This window comes from Haloarchaeobius pelagicus (assembly GCF_051207375.1).
In the GTDB taxonomy this organism is placed as follows: Archaea; Halobacteriota; Halobacteria; order Halobacteriales; family Natrialbaceae; genus Haloarchaeobius.
Genome location: NZ_JBPJZD010000001.1, coordinates 1463924 through 1483232 on the forward strand (window position 1 = coordinate 1463924; position 19309 = coordinate 1483232).

General features: G+C 64.9%; 19 protein-coding genes, 1 tRNA gene and 1 pseudogene. 9 read left to right on the forward strand and 12 right to left on the reverse strand.

Annotated elements, in window-relative coordinates:
• Window positions 1-4 precede the first annotated feature (4 nt).
• The 7 genes and pseudogenes from ACSC1S_RS07670 to ACSC1S_RS07700 form a co-directional block, all read right to left on the reverse strand.
• On the reverse strand, window positions 5-232 hold the full coding sequence (locus tag ACSC1S_RS07670) for a hypothetical protein (RefSeq protein WP_435363818.1): 228 nt from the start codon (window positions 230-232) through the stop codon (window positions 5-7).
• A 72-nt stretch (window positions 233-304) separates the two neighbouring features.
• Window positions 305-838, reverse strand: coding sequence for a PQQ-binding-like beta-propeller repeat protein (locus ACSC1S_RS07675; protein WP_435320239.1), 534 nt, complete (start codon window positions 836-838; stop codon window positions 305-307).
• Between the two features lie 39 nt (window positions 839-877).
• Window positions 878-1618 (reverse strand): annotated as a pseudogene (locus tag ACSC1S_RS07680) (outer membrane protein assembly factor BamB family protein); the annotation flags it as partial.
• A 68-nt stretch (window positions 1619-1686) separates the two neighbouring features.
• Window positions 1687-2691: a PrsW family intramembrane metalloprotease gene (locus tag ACSC1S_RS07685; RefSeq protein WP_435363819.1), complete on the reverse strand. Its 1005-nt coding sequence runs from the start codon at window positions 2689-2691 to the stop codon at window positions 1687-1689.
• Between the two features lie 206 nt (window positions 2692-2897).
• Window positions 2898-2971, reverse strand: a tRNA-Thr gene (locus tag ACSC1S_RS07690).
• Between the two features lie 14 nt (window positions 2972-2985).
• Complete coding sequence (locus ACSC1S_RS07695) at window positions 2986-3474, reverse strand: GNAT family N-acetyltransferase (protein WP_435363820.1); 489 nt, start codon at window positions 3472-3474, stop codon at window positions 2986-2988.
• Window positions 3464-4675, reverse strand: coding sequence for a phosphoglycerate kinase (locus ACSC1S_RS07700; protein WP_435363821.1), 1212 nt, complete (start codon window positions 4673-4675; stop codon window positions 3464-3466). Before ACSC1S_RS07700 ends, ACSC1S_RS07695 begins: the two co-directional genes overlap by 11 nt.
• A gap of 220 nt (window positions 4676-4895) precedes the next feature.
• Here ACSC1S_RS07700 and ACSC1S_RS07705 point away from each other — a divergent pair, with 220 nt between their 5' ends.
• From ACSC1S_RS07705 to ACSC1S_RS07720, 4 genes are read left to right on the forward strand one after another with little or no spacing between them, the layout of a single operon-like run.
• On the forward strand, window positions 4896-6020 hold the full coding sequence (locus tag ACSC1S_RS07705) for a branched-chain amino acid ABC transporter permease (RefSeq protein WP_435318274.1): 1125 nt from the start codon (window positions 4896-4898) through the stop codon (window positions 6018-6020).
• Window positions 6017-7423, forward strand: coding sequence for a branched-chain amino acid ABC transporter permease (locus ACSC1S_RS07710; protein ID WP_435363822.1), 1407 nt, complete (start codon window positions 6017-6019; stop codon window positions 7421-7423). The genes ACSC1S_RS07705 and ACSC1S_RS07710 overlap by 4 nt, the downstream gene beginning before the upstream one ends.
• Window positions 7416-8249 carry an ABC transporter ATP-binding protein gene (locus ACSC1S_RS07715; protein WP_435363823.1) on the forward strand — a complete coding sequence of 278 codons (834 nt, stop codon included), beginning with the start codon at window positions 7416-7418 and terminating at the stop codon, window positions 8247-8249. Before ACSC1S_RS07710 ends, ACSC1S_RS07715 begins: the two co-directional genes overlap by 8 nt.
• Window positions 8249-8956 carry an ABC transporter ATP-binding protein gene (locus ACSC1S_RS07720; RefSeq protein WP_435363824.1) on the forward strand — a complete coding sequence of 236 codons (708 nt, stop codon included), beginning with the start codon at window positions 8249-8251 and terminating at the stop codon, window positions 8954-8956. The genes ACSC1S_RS07715 and ACSC1S_RS07720 overlap by 1 nt, the downstream gene beginning before the upstream one ends.
• Window positions 8957-9145: 189 nt before the next feature.
• Here ACSC1S_RS07720 and ACSC1S_RS07725 read toward each other — a convergent pair whose 3' ends face one another.
• From ACSC1S_RS07725 to mct, 5 genes are all read right to left on the reverse strand, one after another.
• Window positions 9146-10402, reverse strand: a complete 1257-nt coding sequence (locus ACSC1S_RS07725; protein ID WP_435363825.1) for an ABC transporter substrate-binding protein — start codon at window positions 10400-10402, stop codon at window positions 9146-9148.
• Between the two features lie 89 nt (window positions 10403-10491).
• Window positions 10492-11055 carry a CBS domain-containing protein gene (locus ACSC1S_RS07730; protein WP_435318279.1) on the reverse strand — a complete coding sequence of 188 codons (564 nt, stop codon included), beginning with the start codon at window positions 11053-11055 and terminating at the stop codon, window positions 10492-10494.
• 75 nt (window positions 11056-11130) lie between these two features.
• A complete protein-coding gene (locus ACSC1S_RS07735) occupies window positions 11131-11889 on the reverse strand; it encodes a GTP cyclohydrolase III (RefSeq protein ID WP_435363826.1) in 759 nt (252 codons plus the stop codon).
• 83 nt (window positions 11890-11972) lie between these two features.
• Window positions 11973-12299, reverse strand: a complete 327-nt coding sequence (locus ACSC1S_RS07740) for a DUF5785 family protein (protein ID WP_435363827.1) — start codon at window positions 12297-12299, stop codon at window positions 11973-11975.
• 44 nt (window positions 12300-12343) lie between these two features.
• Window positions 12344-13516 carry a succinyl-CoA:mesaconate CoA-transferase gene (gene mct, locus ACSC1S_RS07745; RefSeq protein WP_435363828.1) on the reverse strand — a complete coding sequence of 391 codons (1173 nt, stop codon included), beginning with the start codon at window positions 13514-13516 and terminating at the stop codon, window positions 12344-12346.
• Between the two features lie 152 nt (window positions 13517-13668).
• On the opposite strand from mct, the gene glmS reads away from it, so the two are divergent.
• The 5 genes from glmS to citE are packed head-to-tail and all read left to right on the forward strand — an operon-like array spanning window position 13669 to window position 18994.
• Window positions 13669-14109 (forward strand): methylaspartate mutase subunit S, encoded by a 441-nt coding sequence (gene glmS / locus ACSC1S_RS07750; protein WP_435320240.1) that lies wholly within the window; start codon window positions 13669-13671, stop codon window positions 14107-14109.
• Between the two features lie 5 nt (window positions 14110-14114).
• Window positions 14115-15593, forward strand: coding sequence for a methylaspartate mutase subunit E (locus tag ACSC1S_RS07755; RefSeq protein ID WP_435363829.1), 1479 nt, complete (start codon window positions 14115-14117; stop codon window positions 15591-15593).
• Window positions 15583-16851, forward strand: coding sequence for a methylaspartate ammonia-lyase (locus ACSC1S_RS07760; protein ID WP_435363830.1), 1269 nt, complete (start codon window positions 15583-15585; stop codon window positions 16849-16851). The genes ACSC1S_RS07755 and ACSC1S_RS07760 overlap by 11 nt, the downstream gene beginning before the upstream one ends.
• A 32-nt stretch (window positions 16852-16883) precedes the next feature.
• Complete coding sequence (gene mch, locus ACSC1S_RS07765) at window positions 16884-17951, forward strand: 2-methylfumaryl-CoA hydratase (RefSeq protein ID WP_435363831.1); 1068 nt, start codon at window positions 16884-16886, stop codon at window positions 17949-17951.
• A 2-nt stretch (window positions 17952-17953) separates the two neighbouring features.
• Window positions 17954-18994 carry an L-malyl-CoA/beta-methylmalyl-CoA lyase gene (gene citE, locus ACSC1S_RS07770; RefSeq protein WP_435363832.1) on the forward strand — a complete coding sequence of 347 codons (1041 nt, stop codon included), beginning with the start codon at window positions 17954-17956 and terminating at the stop codon, window positions 18992-18994.
• Window positions 18995-19309: the final 315 nt, after the last annotated feature.

Sequence of the window (19309 nt, forward strand, 5' to 3'; positions counted from 1 at the left end):
GGGTCTAGCGCTGGCTCTCGCCTTCGGCGTCGGTGCCGATGGCCTGATCGCTGTCGCCGCGCACAGCTTCCCAGAGGAACAGCCCCGAGACGATAGCGAAGACGAATCCGACCGTCTGGAGGAGGTACGTCCAGGGGCCGCCCGCCGTCACGCCGAGGACGAGCAGCGATAGCAGGAACGTGATGGCGATGAGCCACCGTCGAATCGAGTAGAGGAGGGCGTCGGTTTGCACAGGTCGAGTTTCGGACACTAGCGTGTCAATGTTTTGCCTCCAGGTCGTGGCCCCCGTTGGCACCTGACAGCCTCATTTTCCTGTGAGCGCCCAGATATCACCGTCTCGTGTCCCGACAAGCACCGTCCCGTCGACCACGGTCGGTGTGTTCGTCCAGGACGAGAAGACCTGTGTCCAGCGCTGTTTTCCATCGCTGGCACGGATGCAGTGGACCTTACTGCTTCGCCCACCCAGATACACGGAGCCATCGGCGACTGTCGGGGGAGAAACGACCCACCCTGCCGTCTCGTATCGCCACTGCTCGCTGCCGTCGGCGGTCGACAGTGCGTGGATTGCTTGCGTCTCTCTGGGGGCGACGTAGACACTGCCATCGGCGACAACGGGTGCCTGGGTGCCGCTGACCCGGCCCGGAAGGCTCCGTCGCCATTGCTGTGTCCCATCGGCTGCGTTGATGGCGTAGAGCGTCGGGTCACCGCTACCACCTGCCAGACCGGACATCGCATAGACTGTCCCATCCGCATACGATGGGTGGCCAGTGGGACCATCGAACGTCCACTTCGTCCCGCCGGTCACCTTGTCGAGCGCGACGATCCTGGCGTCCATCATACTGCCAGCGAACAGGGTATTCTCATCGGCTGCGAGTGCAGGAGCCGCAACCTTTCGAGACCAGCTGACGGAACCGTCCGTCCGGTTGACGGCGAATACCGTCCCACGTCCGAGATACACCGTGTCTTCGTCGACTACTGGTGTCGTATGGATATTTCCGCTATCCTGCTTGAATACCCATTCTTCTTCGCCGGTCTCCGCGTCCAGCGCGTACAGAAACCCACCTGAACCCTCAGCAAAAACCGTCCCGTCAGCCACCGTCGGGGTGCACTTTCGCCGGGGATCTGACACTGTCGCGGTTGCGCCGTCATCAGAGAACCGCCACTGCTCATTGCCAGTACTGGCGTCCAATCCGTAAACACGACCGTCCTGACTGGAACAATAGACCATCCCACCAGCAACGACTGGGTTGAAATTCGCCCACTCCTGTTTCTCGCTCTCCGCCGTCGAGAACCGCCAGGCTGGTTTCACACCAGCTGTCGGACCAGTCGTGGACTGGTGGTAGCCGTCGTTCCCGTTGTTGTACTGGAACTGTGACCATTCTCCGTCGATGGAGAGCGACTGGTACGTCTTCGTCGACGTATCGGAGGCACCGGACTCGGGACTGTCGGTCTCCTTCGACTCGGTGGCTGTCGCACTCTTGGTTGTCGTCTCAGAGATTGGCTGCGTTGACTCGGTCGCTGTCCTGCTGGTCGTGGTTTCGGACTCATCGGATCGAAGTCGAAGACACCCTGTCGAAAGCCCCATCGCACCCACGGTCAAGAACCGTCTCCTTCGCATTATGTCAATACTATTGAAACAGATACAATAAACTACTGGGGGCGGAACGGTGTCGTCGTGCCACCGAATCAGGCACTGCTCGGGCGTTCGGTCTCACCCTCGGCCTCGCCTCCCGTCTCGTCCCCGATTCGCAGCGCCTCGTGGTACGCGTCCTGGTACCGCGAGAGCTTCCGGAACAGCACCGTCAGCAGGACGCCGTCGTACACCAGGATGAACGCGACGAACACCGGCAGGCCGAACGGGATGACCCGCGGGAGGTACGACACCAGCGTGTTGTAGAGGCCGTGGACCAGCGCCGCGATGAGTAGTCCCTTCACCACGATCGGACCGCGGTTCTCCGGGTTGAACTTCGCCAGCCCGAGGTAGTACCCGGCGAACGCCGAGTAGATGACGTGGCCCGGCCCGGCGAGCAGGCGGACGCTCGCGATGTTGATGGTCGACGGGACGACGTTCACCCCGACCGACGCCACCTCCAGGTACACACGCGTGATGTAGATGGCGTTCTCGATGGTCGCGAACCCGAGGCCGGCGACCGCACCGTACACTGCACCATCGATGACCGCGTGGAACTCGACGCTCCGGAAGGCGTACAGCCGGACCGCGAGCCACTTCACGAGCTCCTCGACCGGGCCGACCACGAGGAAGAAGTAGAGCGCGAGCCCGACGACCGGAATCAGCCCGAACAGCCCGCTCAGGGCCGTGTTGACGATGGCGGCGAACCCGGCGAACAACACCCCGAGGACGAACGTCATCACCAGCGAGCCCAGCGATTGTCTGAGTGTCGGGTCGTCGTACCAGATGTATCCGACGAGCAATGCGGCCGGCACGACCGACAGGAGCGTCAACCCGCCCAGCAGGGGGTTCCTGACGACGGCGAACCCGGTGAGTGCGAGCTGTGCGACGATGATGAGCACCGCCGTGAACACGAGCAAGAGCCGCGAACTCGTCTTCAACAGGCCGGTGAGCCGAACCGAGACCGTATCGAGGAGTGTTCGTTCGTCCCAGGTCGCGATGTCGTAGAGGTCGCGACTGCGCCCCATGACCCGTTCGATGGGGTCCTGTCCCTCAGTCATACCAACGGATTCTGCGAGCGGTCGTATAATACTGTGTAACGTCTCCACATTCGCCGGATGGTGTGACCGTCGGCTCTTCGTTCTCACTGGCGTTCGGAGAGATGGGCCAGGAGTGGGATTCGAACCTCACTCACTCCGCTGACGCTCCGCTCGCTGCTTCGAATCCCACCGTCAGCTCTTCGTTCTCACTGGCGTTCGAACAGAAGAGCCAGGAGTGGGATTCGAACCCACGAAGTCTCGATTACAAGTCGAGTGCATGAACCGCCCATGCTCTCCTGGCAGGCGTTCCGTACGTCAGTCGTGGCCCTTCGGGTTAGTATCACTTTCGACTCCGACTCGCTTTTCGAGGACGAGGCGGTGGTCGTGATAGCCCGCCCGCTCGTAGAATTCGCGGGCCTCGGTGTTCTTCGCCATCACCTCGAGTTGGAGGACGTCCGCGCCTCGCGTGCGGAGTTCTTCTTCGGCGGCGTCGAGCAACGCCGACCCACGTCCTGCCCCGCGGTACTCGGGGACGACGTAGAGGTTGTGGATGACCCCGCGAGTTACGTCGACCTCGAGGTCGCTGGTGGTGCGCTCGAACATCACGAAACCGACGATGCGGTCGTCGACCCGGTCGACCAGAACGTCGCCGTCGACGATGTGGTGGGCGAAGTGCTGGGAGAGGAGGTCGCGGTTCTCGTCCGGGAGGATGGCGCTCCCGTGGGGCCGTTGCTCGTGGGCCAGCGCGACCCACTGGTCGGTGAGGGTTTCGAGGTCGGTGAGCGTCGCGGGCTCAATCGTCATGCGAACGCCGGAGCGCCTCGACAGCCGGGAGTTCCCCGTCCGTGAGCATCCGGAGACACGCACCGCCACCGGTCGAGAAGTGGCCGAAGCGTTCCTCGAGGCCGAACTTGCGGATGGCGGCTGCGGTGTCGCCACCGCCGACGATACTGTCCGGCACGCCCCCGGCGGCCGCGTACAGCTCACGGGTCCCGTACTCGAACAGGGGTTCCTCGAACACGCCCGCAGGCCCGTTGAGGATGACCGTTCCCGCGTCTTCGAGGATGGAACGGTACACCTTGAGCGTCCCCTCGCCGATGTCCATGGCCGCTTCACCGGGGTTGCCGGGGAGCGCGTTCATGCCTATCTCGCGGCGCTCTCCGGCCCGCTCGACGGCCACGTCCTGTGGGAACCGGATGCGGTCGCCGTGGGCGTCGAGCAGGTCGGCGGCGCGGTCGATCTCGTCCCAGTAGCCCTGGTCCATGATGAACTCCATGCTGGTGTCGCCGAGGTCGACACCGTCGGCCGCGAGGAAGACGTTACCGACGACACCGGCGGTCAGCACGGTGTCTGCGAGGTCGTTCTCCAGGACCGACCAGGCCACGTCGATGGAGTCGGGGACCTTCGCGCCCCCCAGCACGTACACGCGTGGGCGTGCAGTCGATTCGATATCACCGAGCACGTCGAGTTCGCGCTCCATCACGCGCCCGGCGTAACTCGGGAGACGTTCCGGGAAGCCGACGAGCGACGGCTGCGAGCGGTGTGCGGCCGCGAACGCGTCGTTGACGTAGGCGTCGAGGACCGGGACCAGCCCCTCGACGAGGTGGGTCTGGCTCGCTTTCGCGGGGTCGAACTCCATGTACTCCTCGGCGTAGAAACGGGTGTTCTCGAGGACCACGGCCTCGCCCGAATCGAGGGCGGTGACGGCGTCGCGAGCCGCCGACGAGAAGGTGGCGTCGACGTACGAGACGGGGTGGTCGAGCATCTCGTCCAGGCGCTCGGCGTGCGCCGCGAGCGTCTCGAAGTCGTCCCCACCGGGGCGACCCTGGTGGGCGAGGATGGCGAGACGAGCGCCGCGCTCGAGGAGCTCCGACAGCGTCTCTTCGTGGGCCTGGAGCCGCGCGTCGTCGGCCAGGCCACCGTCGGACAACGGACTATTGATATCGACCCGTACCCCGACCCGACGGTCGGCGACCGTGAGGTCATCGAGGGTCCCTACCGGCATGTGTCGGGATGTGCGGGGGCCGGTGAAAGAGTTTTCTTTGTCGGCTGAATCACGTCGCCCCTTGTGATTCGTACTAACATTTGCCACACGTACAGGAACACCCAATATCGACCGACAACGGTGACTCCTGCGGTCATCATGTACGCGGATGAACGGGTGGGCGAAGGTGAAAGGTTTAATAGCTACTGGGAGAGCCTCTTTAGCGTGTTGAGGGGTATCAATGACCGAGTCTAACTCAAATGTTACCCGTGGATGGCGCTTCATCGCTGACCGTCCAGCAGCCATGATTGCGCTGCTGGTGGGGGTCCTTCTGTTCGTCGACCTCCTGATGAAGCTCGTCACTACGGGTGATAACGTAACAATCGCGCTGTTTCTGACGTTCGTGTGGCAGGGCATCGTGATTGGGTTGGTGTACGGCCTCGCCGGCATCGGCCTCTCCATGACGTACAGTATCTTGAACTTCGCCAACTTCGCACACGGCGATTATATCACGAGTGGCGCGTTCGGTGGATGGGCCGCGACGTTCGTCGTCGCAGGCCTCGGCAGCCACGCCTTCGGCGACCTCGTCCTCGTGGGCGCGAACCGGATTCCCGGGACGCAGATCGGTATCGACATCGTCCAGACCCCGCTCGCCATCCTCATCGGGCTGGTGTTCGCGGGCCTGCTGACGGTGGCGCTGGCGCTGGTCATCGACCGCATCGTCTACAGGCCGATGCGTGGCCAGGAGGGAATCGCCCTGCTCATCGCGAGCGTCGGTGTGGCGTTCGCGCTGCGCAACCTGCTCCTGTTCGTCTTCGGTGAGGCCAACCTCTCCGTCGCGAGCAACACGCCGGGCAAGATCGCAGTCGCGGTCCCCGGCGGCACCATCAACGCGAACTACCACGAGATCGTCCTCGTGGTGGCAGCCGTCATCCTCATGCTGACGGTCCACTACCTGCTCCAGAGCACGAAGCTCGGGAAGGCGATGCGTGCGATGTCCGACAACGAGGACCTCGCCCGCGTCACCGGTATCCCGACCGAGCGGGTCGTCAAGTTCACGTGGATAATCGGCGCGGCGCTGGCAGGGATGGCCGGCTTCCTCCTCACGCTGGAGTCGACCACGCTGGTCTACACGCGCGGGTGGACGCTGCTCCTGTTCATCTTCGCCGCCGTCATCCTCGGTGGTATCGGTTCGACGTACGGGGCCATCTTCGGCGGCCTCATCATCGGCCTGACCGAGAAGATGTCGCTCATCTGGCTGGGTGCAGAGCTGAGTGACATGTCTCGGGCGGCCGCGTTCGTCCTGATGATCCTCATCCTGCTGTACCGGCCGCAGGGGCTGTTCTCCGGGAGGTCGACCGCATGAGCGACGACAATCCGCATCCGGACGCCAAGACGACCGAGCAGGCCGCAGAGGCCGAAGAGAACCGCGAAGCCGGCAACATCTTCGACAAGTACTTCGACTCCGACCTGACGATGGTCGTGTCGACGGTCGTCGCACTGTACGCCGTCTTCATCTTCTTCGGCATCCTGCTCGGCAACGACATCAACGGGCAGTTCAACGCGCTCCAGCAGCTGACGTTCCTCATCACGGTGTACGTCATGCTCTCGCTGGCACTGAACCTGCACTGGGGCTACACTGGCCTGTTCAACATCGGTATCGCGGGCTTCATGGCCGTCGGCGCGTACACGTTCGCCATCGCCACGGCATCGCCGACGCCGGCGAACGCGTCCGACATCCCCGGCCTCGGCCTGCCGTTCTTCGTCGGCATCATCCTGGCACTCGCCGTGTCGGGACTCATCGGATTCATCGCCGCGCTCCCGGCGCTGCGACTCCGCGCCGACTACCTCGCCATCGTGACCATCGCACTCTCCGAGATCATTCGCTTCGGGCTCAAGTCCAAGGCGCTCTCGAAGTTCAGCATCCTCGGAGTCGAGATGGGGACCGGTGGTGCCGGTGGCATCAGTGTCGACAAGCCACCGTCCCGCGTTCTCATCACCGACGGCATCGGTGCGATTCCAGGCATAAGCGCCCTGGTGGACGCGTTCATCTCCATCGGGACGTCCATCGGTGTCAACCGCTCCGTGATGGTCTCGATGCTGTACACGGGACTGCTCATCGTCGTCGCGTTCGGCTTCTACTGGCTGCTCGTCCGCATCGGCTTCTCGCCGTTCGGTCGGGTCCTGAAGGCCATCCGTGAGGACGAGGACGTCGCGAACGCGCTCGGCAAGGACACGGCCAACTTCAAGATCAAGGCGTTCGTCGTCGGTTGCGCCCTCATGGGACTCGTCGGCGTCCTCTGGTGGGCAAACGCCGGCTTCATCAACACGGAGCCGTTCAAGCCGAAGACGACGTTCTTCATCTGGATCGCGCTCATCATCGGGGGCTCCGGATCGACGACTGGCTCGGTCATGGGCGGCGTCCTGTTCATCGGGACGCTCTACCAGGGCCCCATCACCTTCGTCGGTATCGTGAAGGAGGCGCTGCAGATTCAGGGCAGTGGTCCTGGAACCATCGTCGACGCCTTCGCACTCGTCCTGCAGGGACAGATAATGCCCCTGTTCGAGTACGTCATGGCGAACATCGAACCACTCCGGCTGGTACTGATGGGGGCCGTCCTCATCTGGTTCATGCAGAACAAGCCGGACGGCTTACTGGGTGACCGCAAGGAGCTGGCGACGTCGCTGGACCCGCGGACCGTCACCCGGCCGCCGAGCAAGGCCGCCGCCACGGACGGTGGCGTCGAAGGAGGTGAAGACAATGAGTGAGACCGAACCACCGGCCGACCAGAAGAGTCTCGGCCTCGACAAGGACATCGGCGACGACTTCGCCGACCTGCCGCTTCGCATCGACGGGCTACAGAAGTCCTTCGGCGGTATCAACGCCGTCAACGGCGCAACGTTCGACGTGGAGAAAGGCACCCTGACCGGTCTCATCGGCCCGAACGGTGCCGGGAAGTCGACCACGTTCAACCTCATCACGGGGTTCATCGAACCCGACGCCGGAACGGTCACGTTCAACGGCGAGGACGTCACGGGCGTCGCGCCCCACGAACTCGCGGACCGCGGGCTGGTCCGGACCTTCCAGATCGCCCGCGAGCTTGCGGACATGACCGTCCTCGAAAACATGATGCTCGGACCGAAACACCAGTACGGTGAGGAGATGTGGCGGTCCGTCTTCCGGCGCGGCGAGACCATGCAACACGAGGAGGCGGTCCTCGAGCGCGCGTGGGAGATGCTCGACTTCTTCGAGATCGAGCACCTCGCCAACGAGTACGCGGGCAACCTCTCCGGTGGCCAGCGCAAGCTGCTCGAGATGGCGCGTGCCCTGATGACCGACCCGGACATGCTCCTGCTCGACGAGCCGTTCGCCGGTGTCAACCCCTCCCTCGAGAACCGGCTGTTGACACACATCCACGAGCTGCGCGAACAGGGCTACACGTTCCTGCTCGTCGAACACGACATGGACCTCATCATGGAGAACTGCCGGCGGGTCATCGTGCTCCACCAGGGGCGCGTGCTCGCCGACGGGACGCCCGACGAGATTCGCTCGAACGAGCAGGTCATCGAGGCCTACCTCGGAGGTGACGTCTGATGTCGAAGCTGCTGAACGTCGCCAACCTCGACGCGGGGTACGGCGACCTCCAGATCCTCACGGACGTGGACCTGTTCGTCGAGGACGGCGAGTACGTCACCATCGTCGGCCCGAACGGGGCCGGGAAGTCCACCGTGATGAAGTCCGTCTTCGGGCTCACCACGTACATGGGCGGTGACATCGACTTCGCCGGTGATGACATCTCCGGGCTGAACCCCGAAGAGATCATCCACCACGGACTCGGCTACGTCCCCCAGAACGACAACGTGTTCGCGAACCTCACCGTCGAGGAGAACCTCGAGATGGGGGCGTACATCCTCGACGAGGTGCCACAGGAGGCGATGCGGGCGGTGTACGACCGCTTCCCCATCCTCGAGGAGCGCAAGGACCAGAAGGCCGGGACGATGTCCGGCGGCCAGCAGCAGATGCTGGCGATGGGTCGTGCGCTCATGCTCGAACCCGACCTGCTCATGCTCGACGAACCCTCGGCCGGGCTCGCGCCCGACCTCGTCGACGACATGTTCGACCGCATCGACGACATCAACGACGCCGGCACGGCCATCCTCATGGTCGAGCAGAACGCCAAGGAGGCGCTCCGCCGGTGTGACCGCGGCTACGTTCTGGTGCAGGGCCAGAACCGCTACATGGACGAGGGTGACGTGCTGCTGAACGACGACGACGTCCGCCAGCAGTTCCTCGGCGGGTAGTCGGCTCCCGGATTCGACGGCGTTCTTTTTCACGGTCGCTCGTCCGCTGAGCGGGTCGCTCGCGTCATCGGGAGTCGGTAGTCACTTCGGACTGCTTCCGAACTGCTTCCGAACTACCGGCCGGCCTCGGCGACTCGGGAGATGCCTCTGGGCGGGAGTAGCGTCGCGAAAAAATCGTGGAACGTTTGCTCAGGCGCTGAAGTTGATCGTGTCCGTGACCTCGACCGAGTCCGAACCGGGCTTGAACTTCCAGACGGAGTAGGTCACAGCCTTCATGTCGCCGTTGTCGTCGTAGTCGACGGCGCTGGATGCGCCGGCGTAGTTCACGTCGTCGCCGTCCATCGCGGCCTGGACACCCTCCGCGAGGTTGCTCGCGGTGACTTCCATGCCGCCGGGGTTGGCGATTGCCTGCATGTTGTCGCGGACGACCGAGCCGCTGTTCTCGCCACCGGCGGCGTTCGCGAGGATGAGCGTCGCGGACGCGTCGTAGGCGTGCGCGTTGAAGATGCCGGGTGCGCGGCCGTACTCATCTTTGTAGAGGTTGGCGAACGCGTCAGCTGCCGGGCCGGACGGCTGCGGTGCCGTCCCGGTGACGTTCTCCATCGGGTTCCCGATCTTCTGCTGCATGGCGGGGTCCTGGAGACCGTCCGTCACGAGGATCTGCTCCTCGGAACCGTCGCCGGCGAAGTCGGCGTAGTAGTCCTTGAACAGCTGGACACCGGATGCCGGGTAGCCGATGACGACCAGGAGGTCCGGGCTGTTGGTGAGAGCCTGCCGGAGCTTCGAGCTGTAGGAGGACTGCTCCTTCTCGAAGGCGACCTGCTTCTGGACCGAGCCGCCCTCTTTCTTGAAGGCGTCGGCGAAGGACTGCGAGAGCAGCTGCCCGTAGTCGTTGTTGACGTACAGCGTCGCGGCCGAGGAGGCACCGATCGAGCTGGTGCCGACCTGCGCCATGACCTGGCCCTGCAGCGCGTCACTCGGCGCGGTGCGGAAGATGTAGCCGTCGTCCTCGAGCGTGGTGACGCTCGGCGAGGTGGACGAGGGCGAGCAGCCGACGACCTCGTTCGGGATGAACACCTGGTTCGACACCTGGATGTTCACACCGGACGACGCCGGACCACACACGCCGGGGTAGCCGGCGTTGACGAGTGTGTTCGCCGCGTTGATACCCGTCTGCGGGGACGTTGCGGTGTCCTCGACCTGGAAGTCGATGGTCGTCCCGAAGTCGTCGTTGTTGTTGAGCTGCTTGCCCGGGAGGGTCGCCCCGTCACGAATCGGTTGCCCGACCGAGGAGAGGTCACCCGTAACCGGCATCAGCACGCCGTACTTGATTTCACGGCTGCCGCCGCCGCCACCGCCGAGACCACCGACACATCCGGCGAGTCCAGCAATACCAGCGAGACCGGCACCCTTCAGTACATCCCGTCGTTGGATATTCCGTGCCATGGTAGCGGTGTACTTACTACTGTGTTATAAATATACCTGCCCGCCGGCGGCTGTGCTAACTCCGAGAGAAGACACCGATGTGCGAACGATTACACCTGTCGACAGTTCTGGCAGACGAGCTGCCCGTTCGCGTCGTGAAGCGAATCCGCGAGCGACCCACACAGTTCACAGACGCCCTGTGAGCCGTACTCGTCCGTGTCTCCGCCGTTCGCCGCGACGGTCGCCTCGGTTGCGGTCGTGCCCGTCACGTCGTCGAGCGAGCGGGTCTCCCGCAAGGGGCCGGTGGCGTCGATGACGTCTCGTTCGCTCAGGACGCCGACGATGTCGTCCGAATCGGTGACCAGCAGGTTGCGGATCTCCTCGCGCGACATGCGGTCTGCGGCCGCCGCGAGCGATTCGTCCGCGCCGATGGACACCACCGGTTCCGACATCAGGTGGTCGACCGTCGTCGTCTCCGGGTCGAGGTTCTCTGCGACCATCCACAGCACGTCACGTTCGGTCATGATGCCGACGGGGTCGCTCCCCCGCATCACGAGCACGCTGCCTACTCCTTCGTCGCGCATGAGCCGAACCGTACTCAGGACGGTGTCGGACTCGCTGACGCCGACGTATTCGCGCGTCGTTACGTCGCGAATCGACACGTCTCGTTCCATGTGGTAATAGTTAGCACTGTGCGTATAAAATCTACCCCCGCCAACCTTATCCCTCCGCCGAGCGAACGTCTCCAGTCAGTCGAACTCGACGTTCGTGCCGTGTGCGCGACACTCTTCGAGGGCGTGCTTGGCGGCGAAGCCGGCATCGTGAGCGTGCCGACCGGTTCCCACTCCGACCTGGAGGTCGACACCGGTCTCTTCGAGCACGTGGTCGATGGCGTCCCGGTACTCGGCTTCCCCGAGGTCGGGGCAGGTCGCGATGATGTTGTCCCCGCCGACGAAGAACGAGAGCGAATCGTGTGCCTGGCGCATGTAGCGCATCAGCGAGGCGTACGCCTGCTCGATGTGGATGAACGAGTCGAACGCGTGGTGTTCGTCGGTGTACTTTCCGGTGGCGTCGATGACGTCGAAGTGGGCGATCTGGACGTCGTCGGGGGTGCGGAACTCCTCTTCGATGACGCGGCCCTTCAGGATCTCGCGGCGGGACTTGTCCTGGGCGCTGCCGGCGTCCTGCAGGAGTTCGGTCGCGTCCGCGAGCGCCTGGGCCGGGTTCGTCCCGGTCGCCACGGCGAAGCTGATGCTCACGGGGTAGCGGTTACTCACCGATTCCTGGATGAGCGCGTGGTCGTCCATGTCGAGGCCGTTCGTGACCGCGACCATGTTGTCGAAGCGGGTGAAGAAGACGTAGCCATCGCGGTTACCGACGAGCTGGGAGAGGTCGGCGTACAGGCGCGACTGCAGCGTCTGGAGGTCGACCTCGCGTCGGGGCTCCGGGGTGACCGTCCACGGCCCGTAGTTGTCGATCTGGATGAGACTGACCTGCGTGTTCGTCACTGTTGGACGGTTCTAGCGAGCGCGAGCGTATAAGTGAATCTGAACCGGACGAGTGCGGTTCGTGGTTGCTCCCGGCGCTCCGATTAGGCGTGCTTGATGTTCGATTCGCCGGCCTTCGGGTGGTACTCCCAGAAACCGCCCGAGCGCATCGCCTTGCCGACGCCCTTGTGGAACGAGATCATGTCGTCGAACTCGTCTTCGGTGACGTGCTCGAAGATGTCCGCGACGCTGACGACGCGCTTGTAGTTCAGCCGAACGGGCTCGTCGCCGTACTCGGACACGTAGTCGGCGGTCTGCAGCGGGAAGTCCTCCTCTTCGTCGAGCTTCTTCGCGAGGATGGCCATACCGTACTTGCGCCCGCCTTCGCTCCCCTCTTCGCCGTCGGGGTCGTGGGGCCACTGGTTGCTCATACCCGAACCTGTAGACGGAACCTGCAAAAGGATTACTGATGCGGTCAGTCGTCGGCGGGCGTCTCGCGCTGGGGGCCGAGCAGTTCGTCGCGGTGCTCGTCCAGCAGGGGTGCGCGCCCCTGCGGGCCTGTCGGCGTCTCCGAGAACTTGATGGGGCAGCCAGCGACCGTCACGTCGCGGTCTGCGCCGGGCTGTTCCACGTCGGCGAGCATCTCGCGGGCGTGGATGTGCGGGTCCGCGAAGATGTCGGCGGTGTCCTGCACGGGCGCGACCGGGACACGGCCCTCGAGCGCGTCGACGATGTCGTCCTCGGTGAGTGCGCGGGTCCAGGCCGCGATTTCGCCGCGCAGGCTGTCGCGGTTGCGCAGGCGCGAGCCCGCGTCGGGGTAGTCCGCGACGAGGTCGGGGCGGTCCATCGCGTCACACAGGGCGCGCCAGTGGCCGTCCGAGAACGCCGCAATCACGACGTGCCCGTCGGCCGCCTCGAACGAGTTGTAGGGGAACAGCGTCGGGTGGGAGTTCCCCTGTCTGGTCAGGACCTCGTCGGTGTAGGAGTAGTAGTAGGCGGTGCGCTCGCACATCGACACCATCGCGTCGTACATCGCGGTGTCGACGTACTGGCCCTCGCCCGTGCGCTCGCGGTGGTGAATCGCGCCGAGGATGCCCACGGCGTTGAGGACGGCGGTGAAGAGGTCGCCGATGCCGGGTCCGACCTTCGTCGGTGGTCCGTCCTCCTGCCCGGTTATCTCCATCACGCCGCCGAGCGCCTGCGCGATGAGGTCGAAGCTCGGCTGGCCCTGACGGTCGGTTTCTCCGGTACGAGGGTCGCCGAAGCCCCGGATGGAGGAGTAGACGAGCTCAGGATTGCGTTCCTTCAGCGTCTCGTACCCCAGGCCGTACTTCTCCATCGTGCCCGCACGGTAGTTCTCGACGACCACGTCGGCTTCCTCGACGAGCGAGAGGAAGTCCTGCCGGTCGTGCTCGTCGCCGAAGTCGAGTTCGAGCGAGCGCTTGCCGCGGTTGACGGACTGGAAGTAGCCACCGTAGGCCTCCTCGTTCGGGTCCTCACAGAACGGTGGGTTCGACCGGATGAGGTCGCCGCCGGGTCGTTCGATCTTCACCACGTCCGCGCCCATATCGGCGAGGAGCATGGTACAGTACGGCCCGGCGAGGACCTGTGTGCAATCGATTATCCTGAGGTCCGAAAGCGCACTCATGGCCCTCACGTCCTCGCCTGTGGGGCTAAAACCTTCCGGATAAATCATGAAGGTGTGGTTAGTGTCTACATGTCTGTATAAGGTGTTTAGGGAATATTATCATGAAAAACCATTATCTTTAACTATCGTTCATGCAACTCACTGAATACCACATGCCCCCGACAGTCATACTCGGTGTCATCGGCTCCGACGCACACGTCGTCGGTATCACCATCCTCGATCAGGCCCTCTCCGCAGCAGGGTTCGAGGTCGAGAACCTCGGCGTCCAGACCTCCCAGGAGGACTTCGCCGCAGCCGCGAAAACTCACGACGCCGATGCTGTACTCGTCTCCTCGCTCTACGGGCACGCCGAGCAGGACTGCCAGGGCTTCCACGAGCTGCTCGCCCGCGAGGGCGTCGACGCCACCACGTACATCGGTGGCAACCTCGCCGTCGGGCAGGACGAGTTCTCGCAGACACGCGAGACGTTCCGCGCACTCGGCTTCGACCGCGTCTTCGACTCGGAGACGACGCCGGAAGAGGCCATCCGCGCGCTCGAACGAGACCTCACATTCACGACACGCGACCGGGAGGCCGACACGGTCCAGGCTTGAGTTAGATGTTACGCGACGAACGCATTCCATCCGACGAGTTGCGACGAATCGACGACCGCATCCGGGACGACTGGCCCACCGGCCAGGCCGTCGACTTCGAGGAGGCCATCGCCTACCACGAGTCCCTGCCCGCGCACAAGCGCTTCGCCGACGTGCTGGAGTCCGCGGACCGCCCGCTGCTCCAGCCACGCGCCGGCGTCCCCCGGATCGACGACCAGGTCCACCTGCTCCGCCACCTCCACGAGGACGGGGCCGCCGACCTGCTCCCGACGACCATCGACTCCTACACCCGTGACAACCAGTACGGGAAGGCGGAGGAGGGCCTGGAGAAGGCCCGCGAGACCGACGAGGACACCCTCAACGGGTTCCCGGCGGTCAACCACGGGGTCGAGGGCTGTCGCGAGCTCATCGAGCGCGTCGACGCGCCCATCGAGGTCCGTCACGGGACACCCGACGCCCGGCTTCTGGCCGCCGTCACCTTCGCCGGCGGCTTCCAGAGCTTCGAGGGCGGCCCCATCTCGTACAACATCCCCTACACCAAGGAGGCCGGCCTCGCCGAGACCATCGAGCACTGGCAGTACGTCGACCGACTGGCGGGCGCGTACACCGAACGCGGGGTCACCATCAACCGTGAACCGTTCGGGCCCCTGACCGGGACACTCGTCCCGCCGAGCATCGCCATCGCCATCGGACTGGTCGAGGGCAAGCTCGCGGCGACCCAGGGCGTCAAGAGCCTCACATTGGGCTACGGGCAGGTCGGCAACGTCGTCCAGGACGTGGCCGCACTGCGCGCCCTGCGCAAGCTCGGGAACGAGTACCTGCCCGACGACGTGACGGTCACGACCGTCTTCCACGAGTGGATGGGCGGCTTCCCGCCGGACGAGGCCCGGGCGAACGGCGTCATCGGCCTCGGCGGGACCACGGCCGCCATCGCGCAGCCGGACAAGGTCATCACGAAGTCGCCCCAGGAGTTCCAGGGCGTCCCGACCAAGGAGGCCAACGCGGCCGGCCTTCGGACCACTCGCCAGCTCATCGACATGGTCGTCGAGCAGGACCTCGTCCTCGACGGGGTCGACGAGGAACAGGACCTCATCGAGCGCGAGACCTGGTCGCTCATCGAATCAATCGAAGAACACGGCGACGGCGACGTCGCCCAGGGCACTGTCGAGGCGTTCTCGACGGGCGCGCTGGACGTTCCCTTCGCCCCCAGCGACGCGGCCCACAGCGCGGTCCTTCCGGCCCGCGACGACGACGGCCGAGTCAGAATCTTCGAGTGGGGCAACCTCGCCATCGAGGACGACATCAAGGAGATCCACGCGGCCCGGCTCGACACGAGAGCCGAGACCGAGGGCAGACAGCAGTCGTTCCGGATGGTCGCCGACGACGTCGACGCCATCAGCGACGGGAAGCTCATCGGGCGGCCGACGGGCGGGAAGCGTCGTAACGGCGGCGGGCCGAACGGAGGTGAGAGCCGTGCGGATTGAACGGGTTCGCGCGATTCCGGCGGTCTCGGGGTTCTTCTTCGACGACCAGCGCGCCATCAAGCAGGGCGCCGAACACGACGGCTTCGCCTACACCGGCGACCCCGTGACGCCCGGCTTCGACGAGGTCAGGGAAGCTGGCGAGGCGCTCGTCGTCGAACTCGAACTCTCCGATGGCACCGTCGCCACCGGCGACTGCTGTGCGGTCCAGTACTCCGGGGCCGGCGGGCGCGACCCGCTGTTCCGGGCAGACAGGTACAGGGAGGTCGTCGAGGGACGCGTCGCCCGCGAGTTGCGGGGCCGTGACCCGGGCGAGTTCGGCACCAACGCGGCCGCCATCGAGGCGCTGCCGGGGGCCGAATCCGACGGCGACCAGCTCCACACGGCAGTCAGGTACGGCGTCTCGCAGGCCCTGCTCGACGCGGCGGCTCGCGCCCGCGGGGAGACCATGACCGAGGTCATGGCCGACTCCCTTGGGACCACGCCCGCGACCGAGCCGATTCCGGTCTTCGGGCAGTCGGGCGACGACCGCCGGGTGAACGCCGAGAAGATGATGATAAAGGGCGTTCCCGTCCTGCCCCACGGGCTGTTCAACTCGGTCGAGAAGCTCGGGGAATCGGGCGAGAACCTGCGGGAGTACATCGAGTGGCTCGCGACCCGCGCGCCGGAACTCGGCCCCGACGACTACGACCCGACCATCCACATCGACGTGTACGGCATCATCGGCGAGGTGTTCGAGGCACCCTTCGACCGCGCCGAACTGACCGACTACTTCGCCTCCCTCGACGCCGCAGCCGGCCCCTTCGATTTACAGATCGAGGGGCCGATGGACGAAGGGAGCCGCGAGGCACAGGTTCACGCGATGGCCGAACTTCGCGATGGCCTCCGCGATGCCGGAGTCGGCGTCGACATCGTCGCCGACGAGTGGTGCAACACCTTCGAGGATGTGCGCGCGTTCGTCGATTCGGGCGCGGCCGACCTCGTCCAGGTGAAGACACCCGATTTAGGCGGCGTCCAGCGCTCCGGGCAGGCAGTCCGGTACTGCGAGGGCACCGACACCCGGGCGTACCTCGGCGGCACCTGCAACGAGACGGTGACCTCGGCGCGCGCCTGCGCCCACGTCGCCCTCGCCACCGACGCGGCCCAGACCCTCGCCAAGCCCGGGATGGGCTTCGACGAGGGCTTCATGGTCGTGACCAACGAGATGCGCCGGGCGCTCGCCCGGATGCAGCCCGCACCCGAGGCACCGGCAGACGACTGAGGACTTCGAAATTGCAGCAGACGCAGACGACAATGGATTACACGGACACAGAGACGTTCCAGACGATACTCGAACAGACGGAGACACGAGAGAAGGGCAACTGCTTCGAGGACTTCACCGAGGGGCAGACCATCGAACACGCCCCCGGCCTCACCCTCTCGAACTACGCGAACGAGCTGTGGGCGAGCCAGACGCTCAACCACGACCCAATCTACTGGCGGACCGACGCCGCACAGGCGGTCGGCTTCGAGGAACCACCGGTCCACCCGGACTACCTCGTGGCGGCCGTGATGGGCCCCACCGTCGAGGACCTCTCGGAGAAGGGCGGCTACTTCCTCGGGCGGACGAACCTGCGGTACCACGAGCAGGACGTTGCCCCGGGAACCGAACTCCGGGTCACCTCGACGGTGCAGGGCAAGAAGAGCTCCTCGTCCCGGCCCGAGTACGGCATCGTGACGTGGGAGACCGAGGGCACCGACGCCGAGACCGGCGAGACCCTGCTCACCTACGAGCGGACGAACATGATTCCGCGCCGGGAGCCGATGGCAACCGACGGTGGCACGGCGACCGACGGCGGGACCGTCACGGAAGAGCCGGAGAACGGCGACGATGACACGCCCAGCGAGTTCATCACGCCCGAGGGTCCCTACTTCGAGGACTTCCAGGCGGCCCTCGACGAGGCCGACGACCGCGACGCCGCGGTCGCCTACCGCCACGAGCGCGGCCGCACCATGGACGACGTGATGGTCGCCACGCTCCCGCTGATGACGCTCAACACGGCGAAGCAGCACCACAACGTCGACGTGATGGCCGACTCACCCTCTGGCGACATCGTCGCCTACGGGGACGTGACGCGGTCGGTCGCGCTCGGGCACGCCCGCTCGGACGAGGCCACCTACCGCGAGATCGGCTGTGACGACGAGCGCTTCCACACGTTCGTCACGCCCGGCGACACTGTCTACGGCTTCACCCGCGTGCTCGACACGGGCGAATCCGACGCGACTGCCGGCACCGTCACGTTCGAACACATCGCTTTCAACCAGCGCGACGAGCCCGTCTACTCGGGCACCCGCCGCGCCCGCATCCAGACGAGGAACTAACCATGCCAGGACTCGCACGCACCTTCCAGACCGCACCGGCCGCCGTCCCCCGCGACAACACGGCGAAGTATCTCGACTCCGCACTCGGCGCAGAGGGCTTCGAAGCCCCCGACTGGCTCGTGCCCGACCTCGAAGACGGCACCGCCCCGGACATGAAGGCCGAGGCACTGGAGAACGTCATCGACCGCCTCCCCGAGCACGCAGATTCGTTCCCCGGTGAGATATGGCCCCGCGTCCAGTGGGCCTACGACTCCGAGGCCGCCCGCGAACAGGGACGCGAGGAGATTCGCCGGCTCGTCAGCGAAGTCGGGGAGTACATCGACGGCGTGGTTGTCCCGAAGGTCGGCCGCCTCGAGGACGTCAAAGACGCGGCGGGTGTCGTCGCCGAGGCCGAGCGCGAGTTCGGGTTCGAGGACGGCGCAATCGGACTCTCGGTCATCATCGAGACAGCCCAGGCGCGCTCGGACCTGCGGGAGATCTCCCTCTTTGGTACTGACTCACGGCTCACCGGGCTCGTGTTCGGGCCGGTCGACTACACCGCCGAGCTGGGCGGGCGCGACATCGGCTCCGGCCGCCCGCGCTGGGACGGCCTGCTCGAAGCCATGTCGAACGAAGCCAGCGCGAACGACCTCGTCGCCATCGGCGGCCCCTTCGACCACCTGTTCAAGGAGCGCGCTGGCATCACGTTCTACAACGCCGACGGCTACGCCGACCAGGTCGAACACGAGGCCCAGCTCGGCCTCGACGGCTCGTGGTCGCTCTACCCCAAGCAGACGGCGCAGGCGAACCGTATCCACATGCCGACCACGGAGGAACTCGAACGGAACGTCCACAAGATAGAGCAGTTCCAGGAGGCGAAAGCTGGCGGAACCGGCGCGGTCACCGTCGACGGCCAGATGGTCGACGAGGCGACGTTCAAGAACTTCGTGAACACGGTCGAGACCGTCCGCGAGATCGACGAGGCCCACCCGGACCAGACGAGAGAGATGTACGAGGAGTCACTGCTGGAGCGGGCACTCACGGTCGATACGTCCTGGGAGTGACGGCGGGAGGTCCTGCCGACCAGACTACCTGGTTTGGACGATTGTAGACCTACCCAAACATTACCAAAAAGTGCTGGTGTAAAATCCTACCGAAATTGTATCAATAATTAATGGTGTTTAGGTACCATGTCCAATCAACCTCAATGTTCCCATCATAGTCTCGTTTATAGTTCCCTGATCTGTACTCTTTAAGCCGAGTCATCGCTTTCTTCCAAATCTGTTTCTGCGTTTTTTCGGAAGTTGCTGTTCCTGTGTAGTGATGGATACTGCCAGACTTACTGAGGGAAACAACGTGTGCTACAATAGGACTACTGG